At 74.5% G+C, this 22227-nt stretch carries 23 protein-coding genes; 12 read left to right on the top strand and 11 right to left on the bottom strand.

Translation table 11 applies throughout. The annotated features are described in order from the left end of the window. Nucleotides 1-7 precede the first annotated feature (7 nt). From ECOMGDLI_RS19610 to ECOMGDLI_RS19595, 4 genes are all read right to left on the bottom strand, one after another. On the bottom strand, nt 8-559 hold the full coding sequence (locus tag ECOMGDLI_RS19610) for a hypothetical protein (protein ID WP_088318574.1): 552 nt from the start codon (nt 557-559) through the stop codon (nt 8-10). Nucleotides 560-665: 106 nt separating this feature from the next. Next, on the bottom strand, nt 666-1214 hold the full coding sequence (locus ECOMGDLI_RS19605) for a hypothetical protein (protein WP_088318573.1): 549 nt from the start codon (nt 1212-1214) through the stop codon (nt 666-668). Nucleotides 1215-1352: 138 nt separating this feature from the next. After that, on the bottom strand, nt 1353-2240 hold the full coding sequence (locus ECOMGDLI_RS19600; RefSeq protein WP_088318572.1) for a fructose bisphosphate aldolase: 888 nt from the start codon (nt 2238-2240) through the stop codon (nt 1353-1355). Nucleotides 2241-2359: 119 nt separating this feature from the next. Further along, nucleotides 2360-2644 (bottom strand): DUF427 domain-containing protein, encoded by a 285-nt coding sequence (locus ECOMGDLI_RS19595; RefSeq protein ID WP_088318571.1) that lies wholly within the window; start codon nt 2642-2644, stop codon nt 2360-2362. Between the two features lie 182 nt (nt 2645-2826). Here ECOMGDLI_RS19595 and ECOMGDLI_RS34740 point away from each other — a divergent pair, with 182 nt between their 5' ends. The 7 genes from ECOMGDLI_RS34740 to ECOMGDLI_RS19565 all read left to right on the top strand — a co-directional run bounded on the left by ECOMGDLI_RS34740 (nt 2827) and on the right by ECOMGDLI_RS19565 (nt 9889). Then, on the top strand, nt 2827-2979 hold the full coding sequence (locus ECOMGDLI_RS34740) for a hypothetical protein (protein WP_158220619.1): 153 nt from the start codon (nt 2827-2829) through the stop codon (nt 2977-2979). A gap of 413 nt (nt 2980-3392) precedes the next feature. Further along, entirely contained in the window at nt 3393-6359 is a 2967-nt protein-coding gene (locus ECOMGDLI_RS19590) for a nitrate- and nitrite sensing domain-containing protein (RefSeq protein WP_088318570.1), read from the top strand. Beyond that, nucleotides 6356-6778 carry a roadblock/LC7 domain-containing protein gene (locus tag ECOMGDLI_RS19585; RefSeq protein WP_088318569.1) on the top strand — a complete coding sequence of 141 codons (423 nt, stop codon included), beginning with the start codon at nt 6356-6358 and terminating at the stop codon, nt 6776-6778. The genes ECOMGDLI_RS19590 and ECOMGDLI_RS19585 overlap by 4 nt, the downstream gene beginning before the upstream one ends. Beyond that, nucleotides 6775-7203 (top strand): DUF742 domain-containing protein, encoded by a 429-nt coding sequence (locus ECOMGDLI_RS19580; RefSeq protein WP_198955020.1) that lies wholly within the window; start codon nt 6775-6777, stop codon nt 7201-7203. Before ECOMGDLI_RS19585 ends, ECOMGDLI_RS19580 begins: the two co-directional genes overlap by 4 nt. Further along, nucleotides 7187-7786, top strand: coding sequence for an ATP/GTP-binding protein (locus ECOMGDLI_RS19575; protein ID WP_233153543.1), 600 nt, complete (start codon nt 7187-7189; stop codon nt 7784-7786). The genes ECOMGDLI_RS19580 and ECOMGDLI_RS19575 overlap by 17 nt, the downstream gene beginning before the upstream one ends. A gap of 50 nt (nt 7787-7836) precedes the next feature. After that, on the top strand, nt 7837-8817 hold the full coding sequence (locus ECOMGDLI_RS19570; protein ID WP_088318567.1) for an ABC transporter substrate-binding protein: 981 nt from the start codon (nt 7837-7839) through the stop codon (nt 8815-8817). A 37-nt stretch (nt 8818-8854) separates the two neighbouring features. Then, nucleotides 8855-9889 (top strand): NADP-dependent oxidoreductase, encoded by a 1035-nt coding sequence (locus ECOMGDLI_RS19565; RefSeq protein WP_143447801.1) that lies wholly within the window; start codon nt 8855-8857, stop codon nt 9887-9889. Here the strand turns inward: ECOMGDLI_RS19565 and ECOMGDLI_RS19560 are convergent. The 4 genes from ECOMGDLI_RS19560 to ECOMGDLI_RS19545 form a co-directional block, all read right to left on the bottom strand. Then, on the bottom strand, nt 9876-12011 hold the full coding sequence (locus tag ECOMGDLI_RS19560) for a penicillin acylase family protein (protein ID WP_088318566.1): 2136 nt from the start codon (nt 12009-12011) through the stop codon (nt 9876-9878). The genes ECOMGDLI_RS19565 and ECOMGDLI_RS19560 overlap by 14 nt on opposite strands. 66 nt (nt 12012-12077) lie before the next feature. Beyond that, nucleotides 12078-12653 carry a carboxymuconolactone decarboxylase family protein gene (locus ECOMGDLI_RS19555; protein WP_088318565.1) on the bottom strand — a complete coding sequence of 192 codons (576 nt, stop codon included), beginning with the start codon at nt 12651-12653 and terminating at the stop codon, nt 12078-12080. Then, entirely contained in the window at nt 12650-15166 is a 2517-nt protein-coding gene (locus ECOMGDLI_RS19550; RefSeq protein WP_088318564.1) for an ATP-binding protein, read from the bottom strand. Before ECOMGDLI_RS19550 ends, ECOMGDLI_RS19555 begins: the two co-directional genes overlap by 4 nt. Further along, nucleotides 15163-15543, bottom strand: a complete 381-nt coding sequence (locus tag ECOMGDLI_RS19545; RefSeq protein WP_158221070.1) for a response regulator — start codon at nt 15541-15543, stop codon at nt 15163-15165. Before ECOMGDLI_RS19545 ends, ECOMGDLI_RS19550 begins: the two co-directional genes overlap by 4 nt. A gap of 129 nt (nt 15544-15672) precedes the next feature. Here ECOMGDLI_RS19545 and ECOMGDLI_RS19540 point away from each other — a divergent pair, with 129 nt between their 5' ends. The 3 genes from ECOMGDLI_RS19540 to ECOMGDLI_RS19535 all read left to right on the top strand — a co-directional run bounded on the left by ECOMGDLI_RS19540 (nt 15673) and on the right by ECOMGDLI_RS19535 (nt 17291). After that, the gene (locus tag ECOMGDLI_RS19540) at nt 15673-16383 is read left to right on the top strand and encodes a response regulator transcription factor (protein ID WP_088318562.1); all 711 of its coding nucleotides are present in this window, start codon (nt 15673-15675) and stop codon (nt 16381-16383) included. Nucleotides 16384-16512: 129 nt separating this feature from the next. Then, nucleotides 16513-16644 carry a hypothetical protein gene (locus tag ECOMGDLI_RS36310; protein ID WP_255396006.1) on the top strand — a complete coding sequence of 44 codons (132 nt, stop codon included), beginning with the start codon at nt 16513-16515 and terminating at the stop codon, nt 16642-16644. Nucleotides 16645-16706: 62 nt separating this feature from the next. Then, nucleotides 16707-17291, top strand: a complete 585-nt coding sequence (locus ECOMGDLI_RS19535) for an NUDIX hydrolase (protein ID WP_088318561.1) — start codon at nt 16707-16709, stop codon at nt 17289-17291. 196 nt (nt 17292-17487) lie between these two features. On the opposite strand, the gene ECOMGDLI_RS19530 is transcribed toward ECOMGDLI_RS19535, so the two are convergent. From ECOMGDLI_RS19530 to ECOMGDLI_RS19520, 3 genes are all read right to left on the bottom strand, one after another. Next, on the bottom strand, nt 17488-18849 hold the full coding sequence (locus tag ECOMGDLI_RS19530; protein WP_088318560.1) for a thrombospondin type 3 repeat-containing protein: 1362 nt from the start codon (nt 18847-18849) through the stop codon (nt 17488-17490). A gap of 91 nt (nt 18850-18940) precedes the next feature. Continuing rightward, on the bottom strand, nt 18941-19531 hold the full coding sequence (locus ECOMGDLI_RS19525) for a TetR/AcrR family transcriptional regulator (protein ID WP_088318559.1): 591 nt from the start codon (nt 19529-19531) through the stop codon (nt 18941-18943). A gap of 1 nt (nt 19532) precedes the next feature. Continuing rightward, on the bottom strand, nt 19533-20207 hold the full coding sequence (locus ECOMGDLI_RS19520; RefSeq protein WP_088318558.1) for a hypothetical protein: 675 nt from the start codon (nt 20205-20207) through the stop codon (nt 19533-19535). A 252-nt stretch (nt 20208-20459) separates the two neighbouring features. On the opposite strand from ECOMGDLI_RS19520, the gene ECOMGDLI_RS19515 reads away from it, so the two are divergent. Continuing rightward, the gene (locus ECOMGDLI_RS19515; RefSeq protein ID WP_088318557.1) at nt 20460-21296 is read left to right on the top strand and encodes a fumarylacetoacetate hydrolase family protein; all 837 of its coding nucleotides are present in this window, start codon (nt 20460-20462) and stop codon (nt 21294-21296) included. A 10-nt stretch (nt 21297-21306) separates the two neighbouring features. After that, on the top strand, nt 21307-22227 hold the full coding sequence (locus ECOMGDLI_RS19510) for a VOC family protein (RefSeq protein ID WP_088318556.1): 921 nt from the start codon (nt 21307-21309) through the stop codon (nt 22225-22227).

The raw sequence follows: 22227 nt of genomic DNA, 5'->3' as shown, positions 1-22227 counted from the left end.
GGCCCCGTCAGGACAGCTTGAGCAGGTCGATACCGCACTCGCTCTTGGTGAACGCGGCGAACTTGTCGACCGCCTCGAGGTGCTCGGGGGTGTTGATCGACGCGAGCACCTCGCTCGCGCCGGCCTTGGCCATGTCGTAGTCGGCCTCCTTGATGACGCCCCGGAGCACCTGGGAGTCCTTCGTGAGCTGCTCGACGACGGGCCGGATCTCGCCGGGGGAGGCGGCCACGAGCTTGTCGTTCGCCTTCGCCGTGATGTCGAAGTACTTCTCCCAGTCGGCCTTCTTGCCCGACGTGACGAGCTTGCCGATCTCGCCGCCGGTCAGGTAGGCGACGTTCTCCTTGACGACGGCGCAGTAGTCGCCGCCCGCGTCGCCGCCGGAGTCCTCCGCGGCGCTCGTGCTCTCCGCCGCGGTCGGCGTGGCTGCCGCGGACGTGTCGGCGGCGGACGCGCCCGCGCCCGCAGACGTGGACGACCCCGAGCCGCAGCCGGTGAGGCCGAGCAGGATCGTGACGGACAGGACGACACCGGCGCCGCAGCGCCCCCGAGTGATCTTCACAGGACAGTGTTGCAAGCCGGCACACGTGAGCGTGCGCGACCGGCCGATCTCCGCCGAACGGCCGGGGTCCGGCCGGGCGGTCCCGCCGGGTCCGCGTCCCCGTCGGTCAGCCCGCGACCTCGACGAACTCGGTGGTGACGTACCGGCGCATCCGCGCGAGCAGCTCGTGCGTCGTCCGGCAGCTGCCCTCCGGGACGGCCGCGAGGTCCTGGAGCTGGCTGCGGGTCGTGCCCGGCAGCCCGGAGACGACGTCGATCGCCTGGACGTCGAGCGTCGCGGTCGCGAGGACGGCGGTGAGCTCGACGGCGCGCCGGTGCTGGGCCTCGTCGGTGCCGCCCAGGCAGAACCGGACCAGGGCCCGCAGCTCGCCCCGGATGCCCTCGGTGAGGGCGCCACCGAGCGGCCCGGGAGCCGTCCGGGCCTCCTGCACCCACGCCGCGAGCACCGGCCGGGTGAGCACCGCGACCTTGAGCCGGTCGCAGAGCCGGACCGTGCCCTGGTCGCCCGGCACGAGCACCCCCGCGTCCAGGCACGTCCCGAGCTGCTCCTGGACGACGCCCGCAGGCAGGGCGGAGAGGAAGCTGCGGGCCGCGACGTGCTGCCGCAGCGGTCCCTGCCGGCGGTAGGTGTCCGCGACGGCGTCGAGGATGTCCATGGCGTCGTCCCTGCGTCGGTCGGCCCCGCCGGTCCCGGGGATCGCGTCCCCCGTCGGCGGGGCGGCGGCAGGCTTGAGGAGTCGGCCCAGGAGTCGACCTCGAGGAGCCGAGGCGGCCGGGACCGGGCCGTGCCGGGATCAGGTGACGGATGCCGCGTAGATGCTCGCGATCGACGCCTCGAGCATCGCGTCGAACTCCTCCTGGGTCTGCTGCGCCGTGAGGCCCTCGGTGAGCGCGCGCGAGAAGCTGGCGACGACGCCGTGGTTACGCGCGAGGCGGGCGTTCGCGTCGTCCCGGGTGTACCCGCCGGAGAGGGCGACGACCCGCAGCACGTGCGGGTGCGCGACGAGGTCGGCGTAGAAGTCGTCCACGTCGGGGAGCGTGAGCTTGAGCATGACGGCCCGGCCTTCGGGCAGGGCGTCGAGGTGCCGGTGCAGCGCCGCCGCGAGCAGCACCTCCGCCTCGCCCTTGCTCGGCGAGTGGATGTCGACCTCGGGCTCGACGATCGGCACGAGGCCGGCGTCGAGGATCTGCCCTGCGAGCTCGAACTGCTGCGCGACGAGGGCGTCGACACCGGCGCGGTCGGCGACCTGGATGACGGAGCGCATCTTCGTGCCGAAGACGCCGTGGCTCTTCGCCCGGTCGAGCAGTGCGTCGAGGTCGGGGATCGGCTTCATGCAGCGCACGCCGTCCGCCTCGTCGGCGAGGCCCTTGTCGACCTTGAGGAAGGGGACGACGCCCTTGACCTCCCACAGGTACTCCGCGGCGCCCTTGCCGTCCACGTCGCGGTCCATCGTCTGCTCGAAGAGGATCGCGCCGAGGATCCGCTCCCCGGTGAAGGCCGGGCTGCGCATGATCCGGCTGCGCATCTCGTGGATGCGGTCGAACATCTGCGCCTCGTCGCGGTAGGCGGTCTCGTCGAGCCCGTACAGCCGCAGGGCCTTGGGGGTGCTCCCGCCGCTCTGGTCGAGCGCGGCGACGAATCCGTGGGCTGTACGCATCTTCTCGAGCTTGTCGTGGCTCACGTCGGGCCTCCGTCGGACGGGCCCGCGGAGCGTGGACCGTGGTGGTCACCCGTCCGTTCCCGACGGTAGTCCCGCCGGGCGGTTCCGCACGGGGACGAAGGCCTGCCGGTCGGGCGCCCTCAGCCGTCGACGACCTCGACGCCCTTCCAGAACGCCACCCGCCCCCGGATCTGCGCCGCGGCGTCCTTCGGCTGCGGGTAGTACCACGCGGCGTCGGTGTTCACGGCGTCCCCGGCGTGCACGCTGAGGTAGGCGGCCTCGCCCTTCCACGGGCACGTCGTCCGCCGGTCGCTCTCGACGAAGTGCTCGGCCCGCAGCGACTCCCGCGGGAAGTAGTGGTTGCCCTCGACGACGACGGTGTCCGCCGTCTCGGCGAGGACGACGCCGTTCCAGATCGCGCGCATTCCTGTCTCCCTCGGTCCGGCGGGGGCGCCCGCGGTCGGGTGCCGCCCGGGCCTCGATCGTCGGGTGTGCGGGCCCGCACCGCCACCGGGCGGCGTCTCGACTTGTCGGGCGCGGCGGGACGAGGAGGATCCGCGGCGAGTCACCGGCAGCACGTCGGTGGCCACGACCAGGAGGCCTCCCGATGTTCGCCGTCGCCGCGCTCGTCTGCTTCGTCCTCGCCCTGCTCGACCTGTCGGTCGGCTTCTCCCTCACGACGCTCGGCCTCGCGCTCGTCGCGGCGCACCTCGCGTTCGGGGCCATGGTCCCGGCGCTGCCGACGGGCCGCCGCCGCTGACGCAGGCGGTGAGGACGGCGTCCGCCCGGGCGGGCGCCGTCCTCGGGGCCCGGCTTCCGCGACACAGAGTGTCATCGAGAGGGATTCGGTCACGCACCGTGCATGTGACAGCACCCGTGACGTAACATGGCACATCTTTTTGACAAGAAGGCATTTTGATCTTGTAAATCCGTACCTATACCGCTCTGTCCCGTGCCAACATAACGCGCTGTAGCGGGACGTGGGCGTACGGCGAGTGTCGGACGCTACACGAGTGGACGGTCCCCAGAACCCCGGACCGGAGCGACCTGGCCAGGCGCGACCCGCACGAACGTGGCCGTGGAGAGTGCTGAACCCTCCGCGGTCGGGATGCGTCCGCGCGTCGGCCGACCGGTCGTCGTGTCCAGGACCGACGGCCGAAGGGAGACCCCGCGGTGGGTCAGCGAACCGCGAGCACGATCGCGATCGACGTCGAGGAGCGTGCCGACCCGCCCGACGGGGCCGGCCGTGAACGACCCCGACGTCGGGCCCGGACGATGCGGGGGCGGATGGCCCGGATCCTCGCGCTGCCGCTCGCCGCGGTCGTCCTCCTCCTCGCGCTCGTCGCCGCGCAGCCCGTCCGGGACTACCGCGAGTCGCAGACGACGTCGCGCGCCGTCGGCATCGCCCTCGGCGTCCAGTCGCTCGTCGGCGTGCTCCAGGACGAGCGTGGTGTCGCCTCCCTCGTGCTCGGCGGCAACGAGAGCTTCACGAACGAGCTCACCCGCGTCCGGGCGGCGGTCGACACCCAGCGCCGCGAGCTCGCGGCGCTCGTCGCCGGCTCCGGTGACGTCGAGGCACGGGTCCGCGGTGCGCTCCGCTCGCTCGACGGCCTCGGGCCCGTCCGCTCCGCGACCGACTCGGGAGCGGCCGCGCGGCAGGCGACCTTCACGTTCTACACCGACCGCATCGCGGGCCTGACCCAGCTCGACCTGGGGCTGTCCGACGTCGGCGACACCGAGCTGGCCGCCGGCGTCGCGGTGCTGACCGCGCTCCAGGACGCGTCCGAGGCCACCGCCCAGGAACGGGCCTTCCTGTCCGGCGTCTTCTCCGCCGGTGGCTTCCGCCGCGGCGAGTTCGTCACCTTCGCCGAGATGCGTGCCTCGAAGGCGAACGCGTGGAAGCGGTACTTCGCGGTCGCCGGCACCCGGGAGACGGCGTCCGCGCGCTACCTCCTCGACACCGGTGCGGGTCGCGTCGTCGACTACTTCGAGGACGTCGCGGTCCTCGCTGCCGACGGCCGGCCCGTCGTCGTGAACCCGCAGTCCTGGTGGTCGGCGCACACGACCGTCCTCGACGACATGGGCACGCTCCGCGAGCACGTGGGGTCGACGATCCGGCTGCGGGCGTTCGAGCTCCAGCGGGAGGCCACGCTGCGGCTCGGCGGCCTGCTCGTCGTCGTCCTCCTCTGCGTCGGCGGCTCGATCTACCTCGCCGTCCTCGCCTCGCTGTCGGTGAGCCGCCCGCTCGCCGACCTGGCCGCCGAGGCCGAGACGGTCGCCGACGAGCGGCTCCCGGCCGCGATGCTGCGGCTGCGCGCGTTCGACCCGTCCGGCGGCGGCGCCGAGCCCGCACCGCCGAGGCCGGCACCGGTCGCCGCCCCGCGCCGGGCGAGCGCCGAGATCCGCTCCGTCGTCTCCGCCCTGAACCACCTCCAGGAGGCCGCCTACCGGCTGGCCGTCGAGCAGGCCCTGCAGCGGCGCGCGACGCTCGAGGCGCTGACCAACCTCGGCCGCCGCAACCAGAACCTCGTGCGCAAGCAGCTGCGGTTCATCTCCAACCTCGAGAAGGAGGAGATGGACCCGACGGGTCTGGCGAACCTCTTCGAGCTCGACCACCTCGCGACCCGGATGCGACGCAACGCGTCGAGCCTGCTCGTGCTCACCGGTGCGCAGAGCCCCGGCCAGTGGACGACGCCCGCGCCGATCGCGGACGTCATGCGGGCCGCCGTCTCCGAGGTCGAGGACTACCGCCGGGTCGCGCTGCGCCGCGTCGACGAGACCCTCGTCTCCGGAGCCGTCATCGGTTCGCTCTCGCACCTGCTCTCCGAGCTCATCGAGAACGGCCTGCGCTTCTCCCCGCCGGACTGCGAGGTCGAGGTCGTCGGTCGCCAGCTCGGTGACGACTACCTCATCGCCGTCGTCGACCAGGGCATCGGCATGACCCCCGAGGACATCGAGGACGCCAACGGCCGCCTGCGCGGCGAGGGCGACTTCATGGTGACCCCGTCGCGGTTCCTCGGGCACTACGTCGTCGGCCGTCTCGCCGAGCAGGCCGGCGTCCGGGTCGAGCTCCTGCCGTCGCCGGTCACCGGCGTGACGGCCCGGATCCACATCCCGGACACGCTGCTCGTGCGGCCGGGCCAGATCGAGTCCGGGCACGTCGTCAGCGCGACCGACCACGCCCGGGGCGCCCACGAGGCGCCGCGCAGCGTGCCGGTCACCGTGACCGCCACGGTCACCGGCCCCGTGGACCTCACGGCGGTCCGGGAACGGCACGAGGAGGCCGCCGCCGCGGCCCGTCAGGTGCCCGCGGCGTCCGGGGCGCACGCCACCCCGCCCGCCGGGGACCGCTACACCGACGACCGCTACGCCGAGGACCGCCGCACCGACGACCGCGTCGTCGTCGACATCCGCGACGGAGCGGCGGTCCACGCACCGGCACCCGGGACCGGCCCCATCGCGGACCCCGCGGCGCAGCCGGTCGGCCGCGCCGCCGCCGGGACCGGTCCGATCCCCGTCCGCCCGCCCGGCAGCATCTTCAACGTCCCCGCTCCGGCGGCGCCCGCCACCCCGACCGGGATGACGTACCCGCCGCCGCCCGCGCCTCCTGCCGCCCAGGTCGCCCAGCCGGTACCGGCGGACCGGCCCGCACCCGCACCCGCGGCCGCGACCCAGGACCGGCCGGCGACCCAGGACCGGCCGTGGGCACCGCCCGTCGCGGACGGCGACCGGCCGGTCCGGCAGGACGCCGTCCCCGGGGTTCCCGGGGTCCCCGGCGTCGCCGTCCCGCCGGGGACCCCGGACCTGCGCACCCGCAACGGGCTGCGGGTCCGCGTCCCGGGGAGCACCCGCACCACCGCCCGCTCGGGGCGGGCACCGGCCGACCGGGTGCCGGGCCGTTCCGGCCCGGGCGGCGGCCCGGGCGCTGCCTGGCCGCCGCCCGCCGGGCCGCCCGTCCTGCAGGTGCCCGTGGAGGAGTCGGCCCCCGGCCGGCTCGGCAACCGGTTCTCGGCACTGAGGTCCGGCATGCAGCGCGGGTTCGAGGACACGACGCCGGACGCCCCGGAGGGCGGCGACGCCGTGCCGGTCGTCCCCAAGCACCAGCGGGTGACCGGTACCCAGACGGAGGAGAGGTCATGACCATCGGTGCCCACGCCGACCAGCAGTTCGGGTGGCTGCTCGGGAACTTCGTGCGGGAGACCGCCGGGGTCCGGGAGGCCGTCGCCGTCTCCTCGGACGGCCTGCTCATCGCGGCCTCCGACGGGCTGGAGCGCAACGACGCGGACCACCTCGCGGTCATCGTCTCGAGCCTGGCGAGCCTGGGGCGCAGCGCGTCGCGCCGCTACGACTTCCTCGGGCTCGAGCTCATCATGATCGAGATGACACGCGGGTTCCTCCTCGTGTCGGTCATCGCCGACGGCAGCTGCCTCGGTGTCGTCGCCGAGGGGGCCTGCGACGTCGGCCTCATCGGCTACGAGATCGGCTCCCTCGCCAAGCGGTTCGGGCCGCTGCTGACGCCTGAGCTCATCGCGGCGTCACGGCGGCAGCTGCGCCCGTGAGCCCGCCGGAGCAGCAGCCCGGGACGGGCCCGGGACGTCACCTCTCGACGTCGCCGGCGCCCGTGCCGGACGGCGCCGACGACGGTGAGCCGGACGGGGCCGTCGACGACCTGCTCATCCGCCCGTTCCTCCTCACCGGCGGCCGGACCCGGACGAGCCGCGAGGACCTGCGCATCGAGTCCCTCGTCCGCTCGGTGCCGGGTGTCCCGCTCGGGACGCTGCGCTTCGAGGCCCGGCGGATCGTCGAGCTGACGATCCGGCCCACCTCGCTCGCCGAGCTCGCCGTCGCGCTCGCCCAGCCGATCGGCGTCGTCCGGGTGCTCGTCGGCGACCTCGTCGACAGCGGCACGGTGTCCGTGGTCCAGGTGGAGGAGATCTCGTTGGGACTGCTCGAAAGGATCCGTGATCGTGTCCGCGCCCTCTGACCACTCGGCACCGATGGTGTCGGTGAAGATCGTCGTGAGCGGTGGCTTCGGCGTCGGGAAGACCACGTTCGTGGCGGCCGTCTCCGAGGTCGAGCCGCTGCTCACCGAGGCCGACATGACCGAGGCCTCGTCCGGGGTCGACCGCCTCGACGGCACCCCGAACAAGCACACGACGACCGTCGCCCTCGACTTCGGCCGGATCAGCCTCGACGAGGGGCTGCGGCTGTACCTCTTCGGCACGCCGGGGCAGACCCGGTACACGTTCCTCTGGGACGACCTCGTCCACGGCGCGCTCGGTGCCGTCGTCCTCGTCGACACCCGCCGGATCGAGGACTGCTTCACCTCGATCGACTTCTTCGAGGAGCGCGGGCTGCCGTTCATCGTCGCCGTCAACCAGTTTCCCGACGAGTCCGCGTTCGGGCTCGACGAGGTCCGCGAGGCGCTCCAGCTGCCCCCCGACATCCCGATGGTGCGCTGCGACGCGCGCAGCCGGGAGTCGGTGAAGTCCGTCCTCATCTCGCTCGTCGAGGAGCTCATCACGCGCCGGCTCGCCGAGGCCGCCGAACCCATGGCCCGGTTGTGACCCGGCCGGCCGTGGACGCCCGCACCAGCCCCAGGAGAGGGAAACCCGCCATGCCACGACCCACCCTGCTGCGCCGCGCGGCCGCCCGGCTCGTCCCGGTCGCCGCGGCCGCCCTCGCGCTCGGCGCGTGCGGCGGGCAGGCCCCCGCGGTCGCACCCGCGCCGGGCGTGACCCCGACCGCGTGCGGCACCGTGACGCTCGCGTCGAACGCCTGGCTCGGGTACGACGCGAACCTCGCCGTGATCCGGTACCTCGCGGTCAACGAGCTCGGCTGCACGGTGAAGATCCGCAAGGCCGCGGAGGACGAGTCGTGGAAGCAGGTCGCCGCCGGGAGCACCGACGCGATCGTCGAGAACTGGGGCCACGACGAGCTCAAGAAGAAGTACATCGACGACGAGCGCGTCATCGTCGAGGGCGGGCTGACCGGCAACAAGGGCGTCATCGGGTGGTACGTGCCGCCGTGGATGGTGAAGACGTACCCGGACATCACCGACTGGCGCAACCTCAAGAAGTACGCGCCGCTGTTCAAGACCGAGGACTCCAAGGGCAAGGGCCAGTTCCTCGGCGGCGACCCGACGTTCGTGACGAACGACGGCCCGCTGCTGCGCAACCTCGGGCTCGACTTCACCGTCGTGTACGCCGGCAGCGAGGACGCGCTCATCAAGGCGTTCCGGGCCGCCGAACGGGACAAGACCCCGCTCCTGGGCTACTTCTACTCCCCGCAGTGGCTGCTCTCCGAGCTCCCGCTCGCGCACATCACCCTGCCCCCGTACACGCCCGGCTGCGACGCCGACCCGAAGACGGTCGCGTGCGACTACCAGCCCTTCGACCTCGACAAGATCATGAACCGCACGTTCGCCCAGTCCGGCAGCCCGGCCGCCGAGCTCATCAAGAACTTCCAGTGGACGGACGCCGACCAGAACGAGGTCGCCCGGGCGATCAACGCGGGGACGCCGCCGGACGAGGCCGCCAAGGCCTGGCTCGACGAGCACCCCAAGGTGTGGAGGAAGTGGCTGCCCGCGACGCAGTGACCGGCTCGGTCGGTCGGCCGCCTGCGGCGCGGCGAGAATGGGGCGCGTGACCGACCTCGTGAACCGCCGCATCGTCCTGGCCGCCCGCCCCGTCGGGGAGCCGGTGCCCACGGACCTCCGGCTGGAGACGGTGCCCGTCCCCGAGCCGGGGGACGGGCAGGTGCTGCTCGCCGTCGAGCACCTCTCGCTCGACCCGTACATGCGGGGCCGGATGAGCGCGGCGAAGTCGTACGCGGCCCCCGTCGAGGTCGGCCAGGTCATGGAGGGCGGCACGGTGGCCCGCGTCGTCCGCTCCCGGGACGGGCGCTTCGCCGAGGGCGACCTCGTGCTGTCGTACTCGGGGTGGCAGGAGTACGACGTCAGCGACGGCACCGGGCTGCGCCGGCTCGACCCGGACGTCGCGCCGCCGACCACCGCGCTCGGGGTCCTCGGGATGCCCGGCTTCACGGCCTGGGCGGGGCTGCTGACGATCGGTCGCCCGCAGCCGGGGGAGACCGTCGTCGTCGCGGCCGCGAGCGGGGCAGTCGGCTCGGCGGTCGGGCAGATCGCGCGGATCAAGGGCGCGCGGGCGGTCGGGATCGCCGGCGGGCCCGACAAGTGCGCGTACGTCCGCGACGTCCTCGGCTTCGACGCGTGCGTCGACCACCGGGCGCCGGACCTCGCCGGGCGGCTCGCGGCGGTCTGCCCCGACGGCGTCGACGTGTACTTCGAGAACGTCGGCGGCGCGGTCTGGGACGCCGTCCTCCCGCTGCTCAACCCGTTCGCCCGGGTCCCCGTGTGCGGGCTCGTCGCCCACTACAACGAGACCGGCGAGGCCCCCGGGCCGGACCGGCTCACGGGCACCATGCGCGCGGTCCTCACGAAGAGCCTGACGATCCGCGGGTTCATCCAGAGCGAGTTCGCCGACCAGCGCAAGGCCTTCTACGCCGAGGCCGGCGAGTGGGTCCGGTCCGGCCGCCTGCAGTACCGCGAGGACGTCGTCGACGGGCTCGAGAACGCCCCCGCGGCCTTCGTCGACCTGTTGCGCGGCAAGAACTTCGGCAAGCTCCTCGTCCGCGTCAGCCGGTCGTGACGACCCGTTCGGCCCGGGTCTGCCCGAGGTCGTCGACGACGGTGACGAGGTCGCCCGCCGCGTAGACCGGCAGCTGGTCGAGCGCGTGCGGCGAGTCCCACCGGCCGCTCGCGCCCAGCGGCACGACCCAGCGGCTCGCCGAACGGTCCGCGAGGTCCCAGACGTACCGGGCGACCGGGCCGCGCGAGCACACCTCGCTCACGCCCGGCACGGACGACGCCGCGAGCACGCAGTCGATGTCGCCGGCGACGGCCGCCGGTGGAACGACCGGGGCCGCGGGGTGCCCGGGCCGCAGCGCGTGGACCGGGACGAGCACGTGGACGTCGCCCCAGACCCGGTCGCCGACGGCCGCGGCGTCGTCGAGCGCGGCGGCCGAGGCGGCGGGGACGTCGAGGCCGAGGTCGGCGCCGCGGAGCACGAGGGTCTCCAGGGCCAGCCCGACCTTGGTCGGGACGTCGAGCCAGGAGGCGTACAGCGCGGGCCGGCCGTGCGGGCGGTGCAGCGGTGCGAGCGCCGGGTCGTCGGCCAGCCGGCGGACGAGGGCGGTGCGCCAGGCGGAGAGCAGCGCTGCGTCCGCGCTGCCGGCGTCCATCCGGCCGTCGAAGGCGAGCAGGCGCTCGCGGACCGCGGCCGCCGGGTCGGACGCCGGTGCCGTCGCCGAGACCAGGTCGCGCAGCACGTCGAAGGAGCCGAGCCGGGTGTCGACGTGGATCCGGGCGCAGTCGTCCGGCCCGACCCGGCCGTCGCCGTCGCCGTCGCCGGCGAGCAGACCGGTGAGGAGCGCGGTGATCCGGCGGGCGCGGTGCGGCGGTGCGAAGTCCGAGCCGAGGTGCTCGGTGTCGCCCGGGCGGCGGTCGTTCGCGCACGAGACGAACCCGCCGAGGGCGGCGACGTCGACGGCGGGCAGCGGCTCCCAGCCCGTCCAGGCGGCCGCCGGGTCGTCCCCGGGCACGGGACCGGTCCGGTTCTCCGCCGCACGGGCGGGGACCCGGCCGGCGACGATCCGGCGCACCGGGCCCGCGGCGTCCGCGACGAGCACGCTGTTCACCGGCTCGACCCAGTGCGACCAGGCCGCCTCGACGTCCGCGGCGGTCCGGGCCCGCAGCAGCAGCGGCAGCGCCTCGAGCCCGAGGTCGCCGAGCACGCGGGTCGGCGTCCGCAGCGCGAGGCCGACCCCGGGGCCGTCCGGGCCGTCCTCGTCGGGGCCGCCGAGGACGAGCGGGCCGCGCGGGGTCGCGACGACCTCGACCTCGACGTCGGTGCCGTCCCGGACCTCGACCCGCTCCCGGTGCGACGGTGCATCGACCCACGCGCCCGCGTCCTGGACGAGCACCCGGTCGCCGTCACGCCGCAGGTGCTCGACGTAGAGGTCCTGGTCGTCGGCCATCGCGTTCGTCAGCGCCCACGCCGCGGGGCCGGTGTGCCCGAAGTGCTGGACGCCGGGCACCCCCGGGAAGGCCAGCCCGACGACGTCGAACGCGTCGTCGGCCGCGGTGCAGACGAGGTGGACCTGCTGGTACACCCCCGGGGCCTCGATGACGCGGTGCGGGTCGCCGGCGACGAGCGCGCCGCCGGTGCTCGTCAGTGCGCCGGTGACCGCCCACGCGTTGCTGCCGGAGGTCTGCGGCGTCTCGCGGCCGAGGAGCGCCACGGCGTCGTCCCCGAGGGTGGCCGCGACGTGCCGGCGCCACAGCTTGGAGGGGTAGGCGCCGAAGAGCGCGTGCTGCACCGCGAGGACGCCGAGCGGGGTCCAGGGCTGCCACGACCCGAAGGCGAGGTCGAGCGCGTCGAGCTCCGGGGCCGTCGCCAGCCCGGCGCCGCGGGCGTGGTTGACGCCCTCGACGTAGGCGTCGACCCACCGCTGCGTCGCCGGGGCGAGCCCGGCGTAGGCACGCCGGGCGAGGGCGTCGATGCCGATCCGGCGCGCGAGGACGTCCCAGTCGGTGCCGTCCGCCCCGATCGCCGCGGCCAGGGTGCCCTCGCTGCGCCGGCGGGCGACCTCGAGCTGCCAGGCCCGGTCCTGCGCCGTGACGGCGCCCTGCCCGAACGCGAGCGCGTCGGCGTCCTGCGCGAGGACGTGCGGGATGCCCCAGCGGTCGCGGCGGATCTCGGCGGTCGGCATCGGGGCGGCCCCTCGGGTCGGCGGAGTGCGGGAGTGCGCGGACCGGTCGGACCCGGTCCGCGCCCATCATGCGGGACGCGGCGGGTCGACGCGGAACACGCGGAGCTGGAGCGCGAGCATGGCGTAGTAGCCGACGAGCGTGAGCAGCTCGAAGAGCCCGGCCTCGCCGAGCGCGGCGACCGCGCGGGCGTAGGTGTCGTCGTCGAGGTCGCCGGCCGTCGCGAGCGTGTGCGCCGTCGCGGCGACGAGCCGCTCGTCGCCCTCGAAGCCGTCGAAGCGGCTGTCCCGCAACGCCTGGAGCTCGTCGTCGGTGAGCCCTGCGGCCCGGCCGACGGCCTCGTGCGCGGCGAGCTCGAACGCCGACCCGTGCACCTGCGCCACGACGAGGATCGCGATCTCACGGGCCCGGTCGGGCAGCGCGGTCTCGTAGCGGACGGCGGTGCCGAGCGCCTGCAGCGGCAGGCCGAGGCGGGGCTGCAGGAGGAAGGCGTTGAACGGGCCGGCGAGGGCACCGTCGTCGTCGACGAGCCGGAACGCCTGCGGGCCCTGGGCGCGCCGCCCACCGGCGACCGCGTCGTGCACGGCGCGCTGCTCGGCGTCGAGGGTCTCCGGCAGCAGGCGGGGCAGGCGGGGCGTCGTCACCCCACCATGGTGCCCGCGGCGACCTGCGGGCCTGCGGGCACCCAGCCGGTGAGCGCGGTGCCGCGGCCCGGGGCCGACGTCGCGACGAGGTCGCCGCCCGCCTCCCGGACCCGGCGGACGAGCTCGGCGACCCCGCGGCCCGCGTGCAGGACGGCGGGGTCGCAGCCCTGGCCGTCGTCGCTGACCCGGAACGTCAGCCGGGGCCCGTCCGCATCCTCGACGAGGCGCAGGTCGATGGCGACGGACGCCTCCGGGCCGGCGTGCTTCGTCGCGTTCTGCACGGCCTCGTTGCAGACGAAGTAAGCGGTCATCGCGGCCGCTGCGGGGACGTCGTCCGCACCCTGCGCGCTCACCGTCACCGGGCGGCGGGCCAGCGCGGCCGAGCGTCGCAGCGCCTCGTCGACGCCGATCTCGCGCAGCGTCTCGCCGAACCGCCCGTCGACGAGCAGGGCCAGCTCCTCGCGGGCCTGCTCGACCTGGCCGGCGACCCGGTCCAGCACGACGCCGAGCCGCTGCCACGGGGTGCTCACACCGGTCGCCGGGGTCGGGACCGGCTGCTGCGCAAGGGGTCCGGGGCCGCGGCGCGGTCCGTCGGTGCCGGCTGCCGCCGCCTGAGCCGCGAGCTGTTCCGCGACGTGCAGCTGGATCGCGAGGGCCGCGAGATGCTGCTGCGCCCCGTCGTGGAGGTCCCGCTCGATCCCGCGCCGGGTCGCGTCGATGTCCTTGAGCAGGTCGAGGAGCGCGGTCTGGAGGTGCTCGTTCGAGGCGTCGACCGCGGCCCGGCCCTCGCCGAGCGCGACGACGACGAGCAGGCCGACCGCGACGACGGTCGGCGCGAGCAGCGACAGGTAGACCCACTGCGGCAGGAGGGCCGCGTCGACCAGTCCGGTCTCCGCGACCCCCAGGCAGATCACCCCGACGACGATGAGCGTCTGGGCGACCCCGATCGCCTCCAGGGCGCGCCGGGACAGGTACGGCAGCCCGAGGATGAGCGGCAGCATGACGATGAGGGCGGCCGTCGGGGCGAAGGCCGGGATGGCGGCGCTGACGACGATCCCGGCGAAGGCCGTCTCGAAGCACAGCAGCCCGAGCGCCGCACCGCGCCGGCCACGCCGTTCGAGCGCTCCCGCACCGAGGACGCTCGCCATGACCACGACGAGCACCGCGTCGATGATGCCGACGGCGAGCAACCGCGTCACCGCCCACACGGCGCTCGTCGCGACGAGCCCGAGCGCGCACAGCAGCGTGCTCGAGGAGATGAACCGGGTGAGGATCGCGACGGCCTGCGGGTCGGCGTCCGTCCCGGACGGCGCGACGTCGAGCGGGGCCGCCGCGTGCACGGTGGTCCGGCCGTCCGTCCGGGTCACCTCGAGCGTCCCGCGGACGCCGTCGACCCGGTCGGTCAGCGCGGCGAGCGTGTCGTCGTCCACCTCGAGACCGTCGCCGTCCGACCCGGTGCCGGGCCCGTCACCGGTCAGCAGCAGCTCGGCGTACCCCCGGCGTTGCCGGATCGCGGCGGTGAGGCCCGCCCCGGGCCGGGCGCGCCGGCAGGCGGCGACGAGCGCGTAGAAGGCGGACTCGACGTCCGGGGGCAGCCGGGTCTGCGCGTCCTGCGCGACGACGACGCCGGGTGCGGCCGGGTCGGCCCGCTCCGTGTGGTCGAGCGCGCGCAGCGCGGCCCCGAGGCCGTGCTGGTGCAGGACGTCCGGGAAGACCCCGTGGGAGAGCGCCCGGAGCCGGGCGAGGGCGTTCTTGGCCGTCGCGCTGCCCTCCGCGGCCCCCGAGCGGACCTGCTCGGCGTCCCGCTCGGTCCGCAGCCCCGCGACGACGTCGGCGAGCCGGGCCAGGTCGCGTGCCGTCGAGGAGGACAGCGCCCGGGCGACCTCGAGCTGACCCTCCCGGTCGGCGTCCCGGGCGCGCGCGGCGAGCGCGCGCAGCCGGTCCCCCCGGTCCCGCAGCACCGTGTACGTCTCGCGGGCGATCCGCGCAGCGACGGTGCCGGTCGCCAGGCCGTGCGCACCGAGGACGACGACGTAGAGCCAGCGCGGGGCGAGGTCGGCGACGTCCGACCAGTCGCCGAGGCTCACGAGGGCGACGAGCGCGGCGTTGGCGAGGCAGAGGGCGAAGTAGCCGCGGCGGGCGCCACGGTCGGTGTACCCCGCGAGCGTGAGGTCGCCGAACATGACGAGCATGACGAGCGGCGCGGCCTCCGGGACGGAGACGACGGCCCCGATCCCGGCGAGCCCGTGCCCGACCGCGAGGAGGAACAGCGCGCGGTGCGTCCGGTCGGCGAGGATCTCGCGCCGGGCCAGCCGGGCACCGGCGAGGGCGAGCCACCGGGAGGCCCAGCCCACCCACAGCCAGGGCGAGCCGACCCACACGACGATCGCGAGAAGGAGGGCCTGGGCGACGAGGTCGTCGACGGAGCCCTTGTCGATCATCTGCAGGAGCCGCCGCTCGGAGGCCGTGAGCGGGCGCCGGGGCGGCCAGGCCGGCCCGGTCGTGCAGGTCACCCCGGGTGCTGCCGGCACCGGTCGAACCACTCGTGGAGGACGTGCGCGTCGAGGTTCTGCTTGGGGACGAACGTGACGCCGGGGTCGTCCGGGATCGGCGGCAGCTCCGAGAGCGCCGCGGTCGAGCAGAGGACGACGGGCAGCCCCGGCCGCAGCGCGCGGATCCGGCGGGCCCCCTCGGTGCCGTCGACCCCGCCCAGGTTGACGTCGAGGACGACCAGGTCGGGGTCGGCGGACAGCGCCTCGAGCGCCTCCGCGACCGACGCCGCCTCGGCGACGACCGCCAGCCCCCCGTCGGCCATGCACAGCACCCCCACGGCTGCGCGGAACGGCGCGTGGTCGTCGACCACGAGCACCTTGATCACATCCCCACCCATCCGCGTCATCATCCAGGTCCGCCCGCGCGGGGTCCATCGTGCTGCCACCACCGTGCCCCGTACCGTGCCCCGCCACTGCGCTGCCACCGGTCTCCCGGCGTGTCGCCGAAGGCCCCTAGGATCACGACCGTGACAGGGACGCGCGTGGTCGTGGCCGACGACAGCGCCGTCGTCCGTGCCGGGGTCGAGGCGCTGCTCGGCCTCACGCCGGACCTCGAGGTCGTGGGCACCGCGTCGTCGCTCGAGGGGCTGCTCGACGTCGTCGACCGGGTGTTCGCCGCACCGGGCGGGCGGGACGTCGTCGTCACCGACATCCGGATGCCGCCGGGGGTCAGCGACGAGGGCATCGCGGCCGCGGAGCGGCTGCGCGGCAGCCACCCCTGGGTCGGGGTCGTCGTCCTGTCGCAGTTCGCCGACCCGGCGTACCTGGCCCGGCTCATGGCGGCCGGCCCGCAGGGCCGCGGGTACCTCCTCAAGGACCATGTGAGCGACCCCGGCGAGCTCCGCACCGCGGTGGAGGCGGTGGCGTCCGGGGGTTCCTACGTCGACGACGAGGTCGCGGGCCTGCTCGTGCGCCGGCGGGCCGAGCAGCCGGACGACGCACCCGCCGGGGCGGGACCGTCCCCGATCACGACGCTCACGCAGCGGGAGGTCGAGGTGCTGCGGGCGGTGGCCACCGGCCGGTCGAACGTCGCCATCGCGCAGGCGCTCTTCGTCACCCACCGGGCCGTCGAGAAGCACATCAACTCGATCTTCGCCAAGCTCGGGCTCTACGACGACCGGGACGTGAACCGGCGCGTGAGCGCCGTCCTCGCGTACCTGCAGGCCGGCGGCAGCTGACCTGCTGCGGCCATGATCGGCCGGGAGGAAGGTCCCGCCGCCGGTGCCTGATCGCTGCCTAGCCTCGGAGAGCGCCCCCCCCGTCGGGCGTGCCACCGCTCATGCAGCCTCGTCCATCAGGAGACCGACATGACCGCGACGACGACCCGGCGCAAGCCCTCCTTCGCGAAGCCCTACCTGCTCATGAGCGCCGGGACCCTGGCGTTCCTCGCCTTCATCGGAGCGCTCGGCTACACGCTGACGATGCTCGCCCAGCACTGACCGGCGCTGCCGCACCGGGTTCCCGCGGATCGGCTGTCGGGGCCCGCGGTTAGCGTCGGCTCGTGCCCGTAGCCACCGCCGCGACCGTCGCCGCCCTCGTCGAGCACATCCCGGTGCTCGACACCGTCTCGGCCGAGCACCACGCCAGGGCACTGGAGTGGCTGGCGTCGACGGACGACGTGTTCCGTCGGGTGCCGCCCGCGACGCCCGCCCCGCACCTCGTCGGCTACGTCGCGGTCGTGGACCCTGCGTCCCGGCGGCTGCTGCTCGTGGACCACCGGCGCTCGGGGCTGTGGCTCCCGGCGGGCGGTCACGTGGAGCCCGGGGAGGACCCGGCCGACACCGTGCGGCGCGAGGTCCGTGAGGAGCTCGGCCTCGAGGCGGACTTCCTGCTGCCCCGCCCGGTGCTGCTCACGTGGACGTCGACGACCGGGCCGGACAGCCACGTCGACGTGAGCCTCTGGTACGTGCTGCGGGCCGATCCTGCGGCGCCCCTGACGTGGGACGGGCGTGAGCTGCGCGGCGTCCGGTGGTGGACGCCGCACGAGGTGGCGACCGCGGCGGCCGGTGCGACGGAACCCCACCTGCAACGGTTCGTCCGTGCGCTCGCGGCGACCGACGTCCTGACCGGCGGCGCCGGGACGTGACGAGGGCGGGCCGGCGCCCCCGCGCCCGACCCGCCCTCGACACGTGCGGCCCCCGCGGCGTCGGCCGCCGAGCCGTCGGCACCGGGTCGCCCACCCGGTGCCCCGCTGCAGATCCTGCCCCTGGTGCGGGGCCCGCGTCAGTGGTGCTGCCACCACCTCCGACCCGGGGCCCCGCGCCGGCGGCAGCCCCGTGCCGTCACGACGGGCACGGCGTCGTGACGCTCGGGATGCACGTCGTGTCCGGGTGGTTCACGCCGGGGGCGAAGGTGACGTTGCCGCCGAACTTGTCGACGTCCGGCACGGCGCTGAGGTCGACGCCCCAGACCATGTCGTTGTTCGGGTCGACGAGGATCGTGCCCGGGTTGAGCCGCGAGTACAGCGGCCAGGACGGCGTCGAGTCGCTGTCGAGGACGGGCGTCTCACCCTTGCGCGTGTAGCCGCCGAACCTGACCTCGAGCGCCCGGGACTGCTCGGGGGTGGCCACGACGACCTGGCCGGGGACGTACTGGGGCGCCGGGTCGATCTCCGTGCCCGTCATCTCGCAGGGGCTCGGGCTGCAGGTCTTCTTGACGACCTTGCCGTCCTTGTCGGTGACCGTCGTCGAGCTCGACTCGGTCGTGACGGTGCCCTCGCCGTTCTGCTCCGTGGTCGTCGTCTTGGTCGTCTCGGTCTTGGTCCCGTCCGACGCGACGATCGTCGTCGTCTCGGTCTTCGTCGTCGAGACCACCTTGCCGTTCGGGTCCTTCTTCTCCGTCGTGGTGATGGTCAGTGATGCGGCGCTGCCGTTCGGGTGGGAGGTGCCGGCGGAGTCCGTCTCGGTGCTCGTCGAGCCTCCGGTCTTCGGGTCGGTGGTGGTCGTCTGGACGTGGATCGTCGTGCTCACCGAGCCGTTGGGGTCGACGTACGGCGGGTCGAGGTGCATCGAGCCGGACTTGCCTCCCAGCACCCAGACCGCATCGGCGGAGCCGTCGGCGTGCCCGGTCGAGGAGGAGTAGACGATGCCGATCGTCGACAGCTCGACGCCACCGACGTAGACCGGGACGGAGCCCGCGCTCGTCCTCGCCCCGCCCAGGTCGAGGACGGCGCGCAGGCCGTTGCTCGTGTCGAGCCCGGCGAGCCGGTCGTTCGTCAGCCCGAGCCGGGTCATGGCGTCCTTGCGCTCCGGGCCGATCCCCGTGATCTTCCCGTCGAGCGCGGATCCGTCCGGTGCGGTCTCCGGCAGGACGACGACCTCGCGCAGGCCGAAGCCGTCCGGCCGGACCTCGCCGCGGACCCACACGTCGATCATCTGGAGCACCGAGGGGTGGCTCGCGGGGTCCTTCGGGTCGTAGCCGGCCGACGTCTCGTCGGCGTCGGACCAGCCGTCCCCGTCGGAGTCGCGGCCGGAGGCGTCGAGGATGCAGACCCCGGGCTCGCACACGAGGACGGGGCGCAGCGGCGGGTCTGCGGCGTGGGCCGGTGAGGCACCCGTCGTGGCCGTGAGGCCTGTCGCGACGAGGGCCGCCGTGAGGACGGAGGACGCCCGCCGGGCCGTCGTCCGTCGGTTCGCTGTCGTCATGCGCAGATCGTCCGACGAGGGGCCGGCCGGGCGCAGTCGTGGTGGCACCAGTGGTGCCAGCACCACCGGCCGGGCAGGCCGGGCATCCGGGTCAGCGCGGGGACGACCGGTGCCCCGACGGCCGCGAGGAGAACGCGACGTCGAGCGCGTCGACGAGCCGGGAGAACGTCTCGTCGACCGATGCGGGGAGGCCGAACCCGCTGCCCGCCTCGAGGGTGACGAACCCGTGCAGACATGCACGGATCTGGCGGACGGCGTGGACGCCCTCCTCGCCCTCGCCGATCCCGTAGTCCGCGAGCACCGCGAGCAGCTCGCCGACGGTGGCCGCGCCGACGGCGGCGTGGTCCGCGTCGTCTGGTGCGGGGGCACGCACCGAGGCGGCGGCGCGGCCCGGGTGCGCCGTGGCGTACTCCCGGTAGGCGGTGCAGACCGCGCGCAGCGCCTCCCGGCCGTGCAGCCCGGCTCGGGCGCCCCGCAGGATCTCGGCGAGCTCCCCGACCGCGAGCACCGCGACGTCGCGCCGCAGCGCGTCGAGCCCGGGGACGTGCTTGTAGAGCGCGGGCTGGGAGACGCCGACGCGCTTCGCCACGGCGGACAGCGACAGCGTCTCGAAGCCGGTCTCGTCGACGAGGTCCGCGGCGACCGCGGCGACCCGGTCGCGGGTCAGCCCGACGCGGGGCACGTCAGCGGCCGTCGCCGAGCCGGCGGGCGACCGCGAGACCGGACCCCGTCACCCAGACCAGGAGCAGCGGCAGCGAGACGTACGCGGCGGCGGCGAGGGCGGTCACGAGCAGAAGGTAGCCGACGCCCGAGGCGGCGACCGAGACGGCGAGCAGGGCGGCGACCGGCGTGAGCCATGCCGGCAGCACGCCGAGGCGTCCGAGCCTGACCCCGAGCAGCGCCATGCCGGCGAGGACGAACATCTTGACGCCGTCCGCCCGGTTGAGGGTCTCGAAGAGCAGGCCCGCCGCGCCGTCCGCGCCGCGCGGCACGGCGACGAGCGCGAGCGCCAGACCGAGCGCGCCCTGGAACGCGCTGATGGCCCCGGCGGTGACAGCCGTCCGGCGCAGCAGACGGGCCGTCGCGACGAGCCGCTCGTCGGCCCGCGCCGTACCGACCCGCGCCGCGTACGCGGCGACGGCGCCGACGGTGAGGGCGAGGACGACGGCCGGCACGAGCTCGGTGAGGCCGTACTGCAGCGCCGTGGCGCCCGCGTGCGGGCGGATCGCCGCGACGACCTCGGCGCCGGTCGACGTGACGTCGGTGCCCGCCGGGGCCACGAGCAGCCCGGCGATCCAGGTGGCGGTGAACGCGAGGCCACCCACGAGGGCGGTACGGCGCAGGGTGCTGGTGCTCATGACGACTCCCGTCGATCGGTTATAGGTTCTAACCACAAGTTAGAGTCTATAACCAACCATCGTCAACCACTGTGCCGACCGGAAACCTTTACAGAAAATCGATGGACAACCAAAAATCGACTTTCTCTTGTCGGGTCGATATCGGCCGTGCTTTCCTGTGACCCGGCACACAGGTTCAGCGCGACGGAGCGCAGGACAGCACCCCTCGGGGCGCCCCTCCCGCGTCGCGCGACAGGTCGAGGAGAGCGGACGATGCGGGTTGCAAACGTGGGCGGGCGGCTGGCGGTCGCGGCCGGGGACCGCTGGGTGGACGTCGCCACCGCGAGCGCCGGCCGGTTCTCGCCGGACCCGCAGGCGGTCTACGACCGCTGGGACGAGTTCGTCGCCTGGGCGGGCGAGGGCCTCGGCGCCGAGGCCTTCCCGGCCACGGGCGGTCTCGGCACCCCGGTGCCGGCCCCCCGGCAGATCGTCGCGATCGGGCTGAACTACCGCGAGCACGCGATCGAGTCGAACATGGCGATCCCGGAGCATCCGGTGGTGTTCACCAAGTTCCAGTCCTCGCTCGCCGGGCCGGACGCCGTGGTGGAGCTGCCGAGCGACGGCGTCGACTGGGAGGTCGAGCTCGTCGTCGTCATCGGTCGCGAGGCGCACAAGGTGCCGGCCGAGAAGGGCTGGGACTTCGTCGCCGGCCTCACCGTCGGCCAGGACCTGTCCTGGCGCGCCGTGCAGGGCCGCGGCCCGGCACCGCAGTTCGCGATCGGCAAGTCCTACCCCGGCTTCAGCCCGATCGGCCCGGTCGTCGTCACCCCCGACGAGCTCGCCGACAAGGACGACCTCGCGATCAGCTGCGCCCTCGACGGCGAGGTCCTGCAGGACGGCCGCACGAGCGACCTCATCTTCGGTGTCGCCGAGCTGGTCGGCCGGCTCTCGGAGTCCCTGACGCTCTACCCCGGTGACGTGATCTTCACCGGTACCCCCAAGGGCGTCGGCATGGGCCGCACGCCCAAGCGCTTCCTCGTCCCCGGCACCCTCACGAGCAGCATCGAGGGCATCGGCGACCTCTCCGTCACTCTCGTCAACGGCTTCTGAGGAGGCCCCGATGTCCCTCCACCGCGTCAGCTCGTTCACCTACGCCGTCCCGAACGTCGCCGAGGTGATCGCCTACTACACCGAGTTCGGCCTCACCGACAACGGCGACGGGTCGCTCTCCACCGTCGACGGCGGTCGGCAGCTGTACGTCGAGCAGGGCCCCTACCGCCGCGTCAGCGGCGTGACCCTGGGCGCCGACGACCCGGACGACCTCGGGCGCATCGCGGCCTCGCTCGCGAAGCTCGGCTTCGACCACACGCTGGACGGCGACCGGCTCGTCACGGCGGACCCCGTCATGCGGACGCGGGTCGAGATCGCCGTCGAGCCCCGCGTCGTCCAGCACGAGACCGAGCGCGCCCCGGTCAACGCCCCGGGCCGCACGGAGCGGGTCAACGAGCGCGCGGCCGGCACCGTCCGCGAGGGCCGGGTGCGTCCGCGCCGGCTCGGCCACGTCGCGCTCGTGTCGGGCGAGTCCGAGACCTCGCTGAAGTTCTTCGTCGACGGCCTCGGCTTCAAGGTGAGCGACTACGCCGGCTCGAAGGAGAGCGCCTTCCTGCGCTGCTCGCCCGACCACCACAACGTCGCGGTCTTCGGCGGCCCGGTGTCGTTCCCGCACCACAGCTCCTGGCAGGTCGACGACGTCGACGAGATCGGCCGCGGCGCGGAGAGCCTGCTGGCCGGGCGGGACGAGCGCAAGGGGTGGGGCTTCGGCCGGCACTACGCCGGCTCGAACTTCTTCTGGTACCTCAAGGACCCGGCCGGCACCTTCAGCGAGTACTACGCCGACATGGACCAGATCACCGAGGACGACCTCTGGAAGCCGGAGGTGTGCGAGGGCAAGAGCGGTCTCTACAGCTGGGGCCCCGCCGTCCCCGAGGGCTTCATGCCGCCGAGCGACATCGCCGAGCTCATCGCCGCCCAGGCGAGCTGA

The organism is Kineosporia sp. R_H_3, from assembly GCF_002198675.1.
Classification (GTDB): domain Bacteria; phylum Actinomycetota; class Actinomycetes; order Actinomycetales; family Kineosporiaceae; genus R-H-3.
The sequence above is the reverse complement of the archived record's forward strand: the minus strand, read 5'-3'. Positions and strand labels throughout refer to the sequence as shown.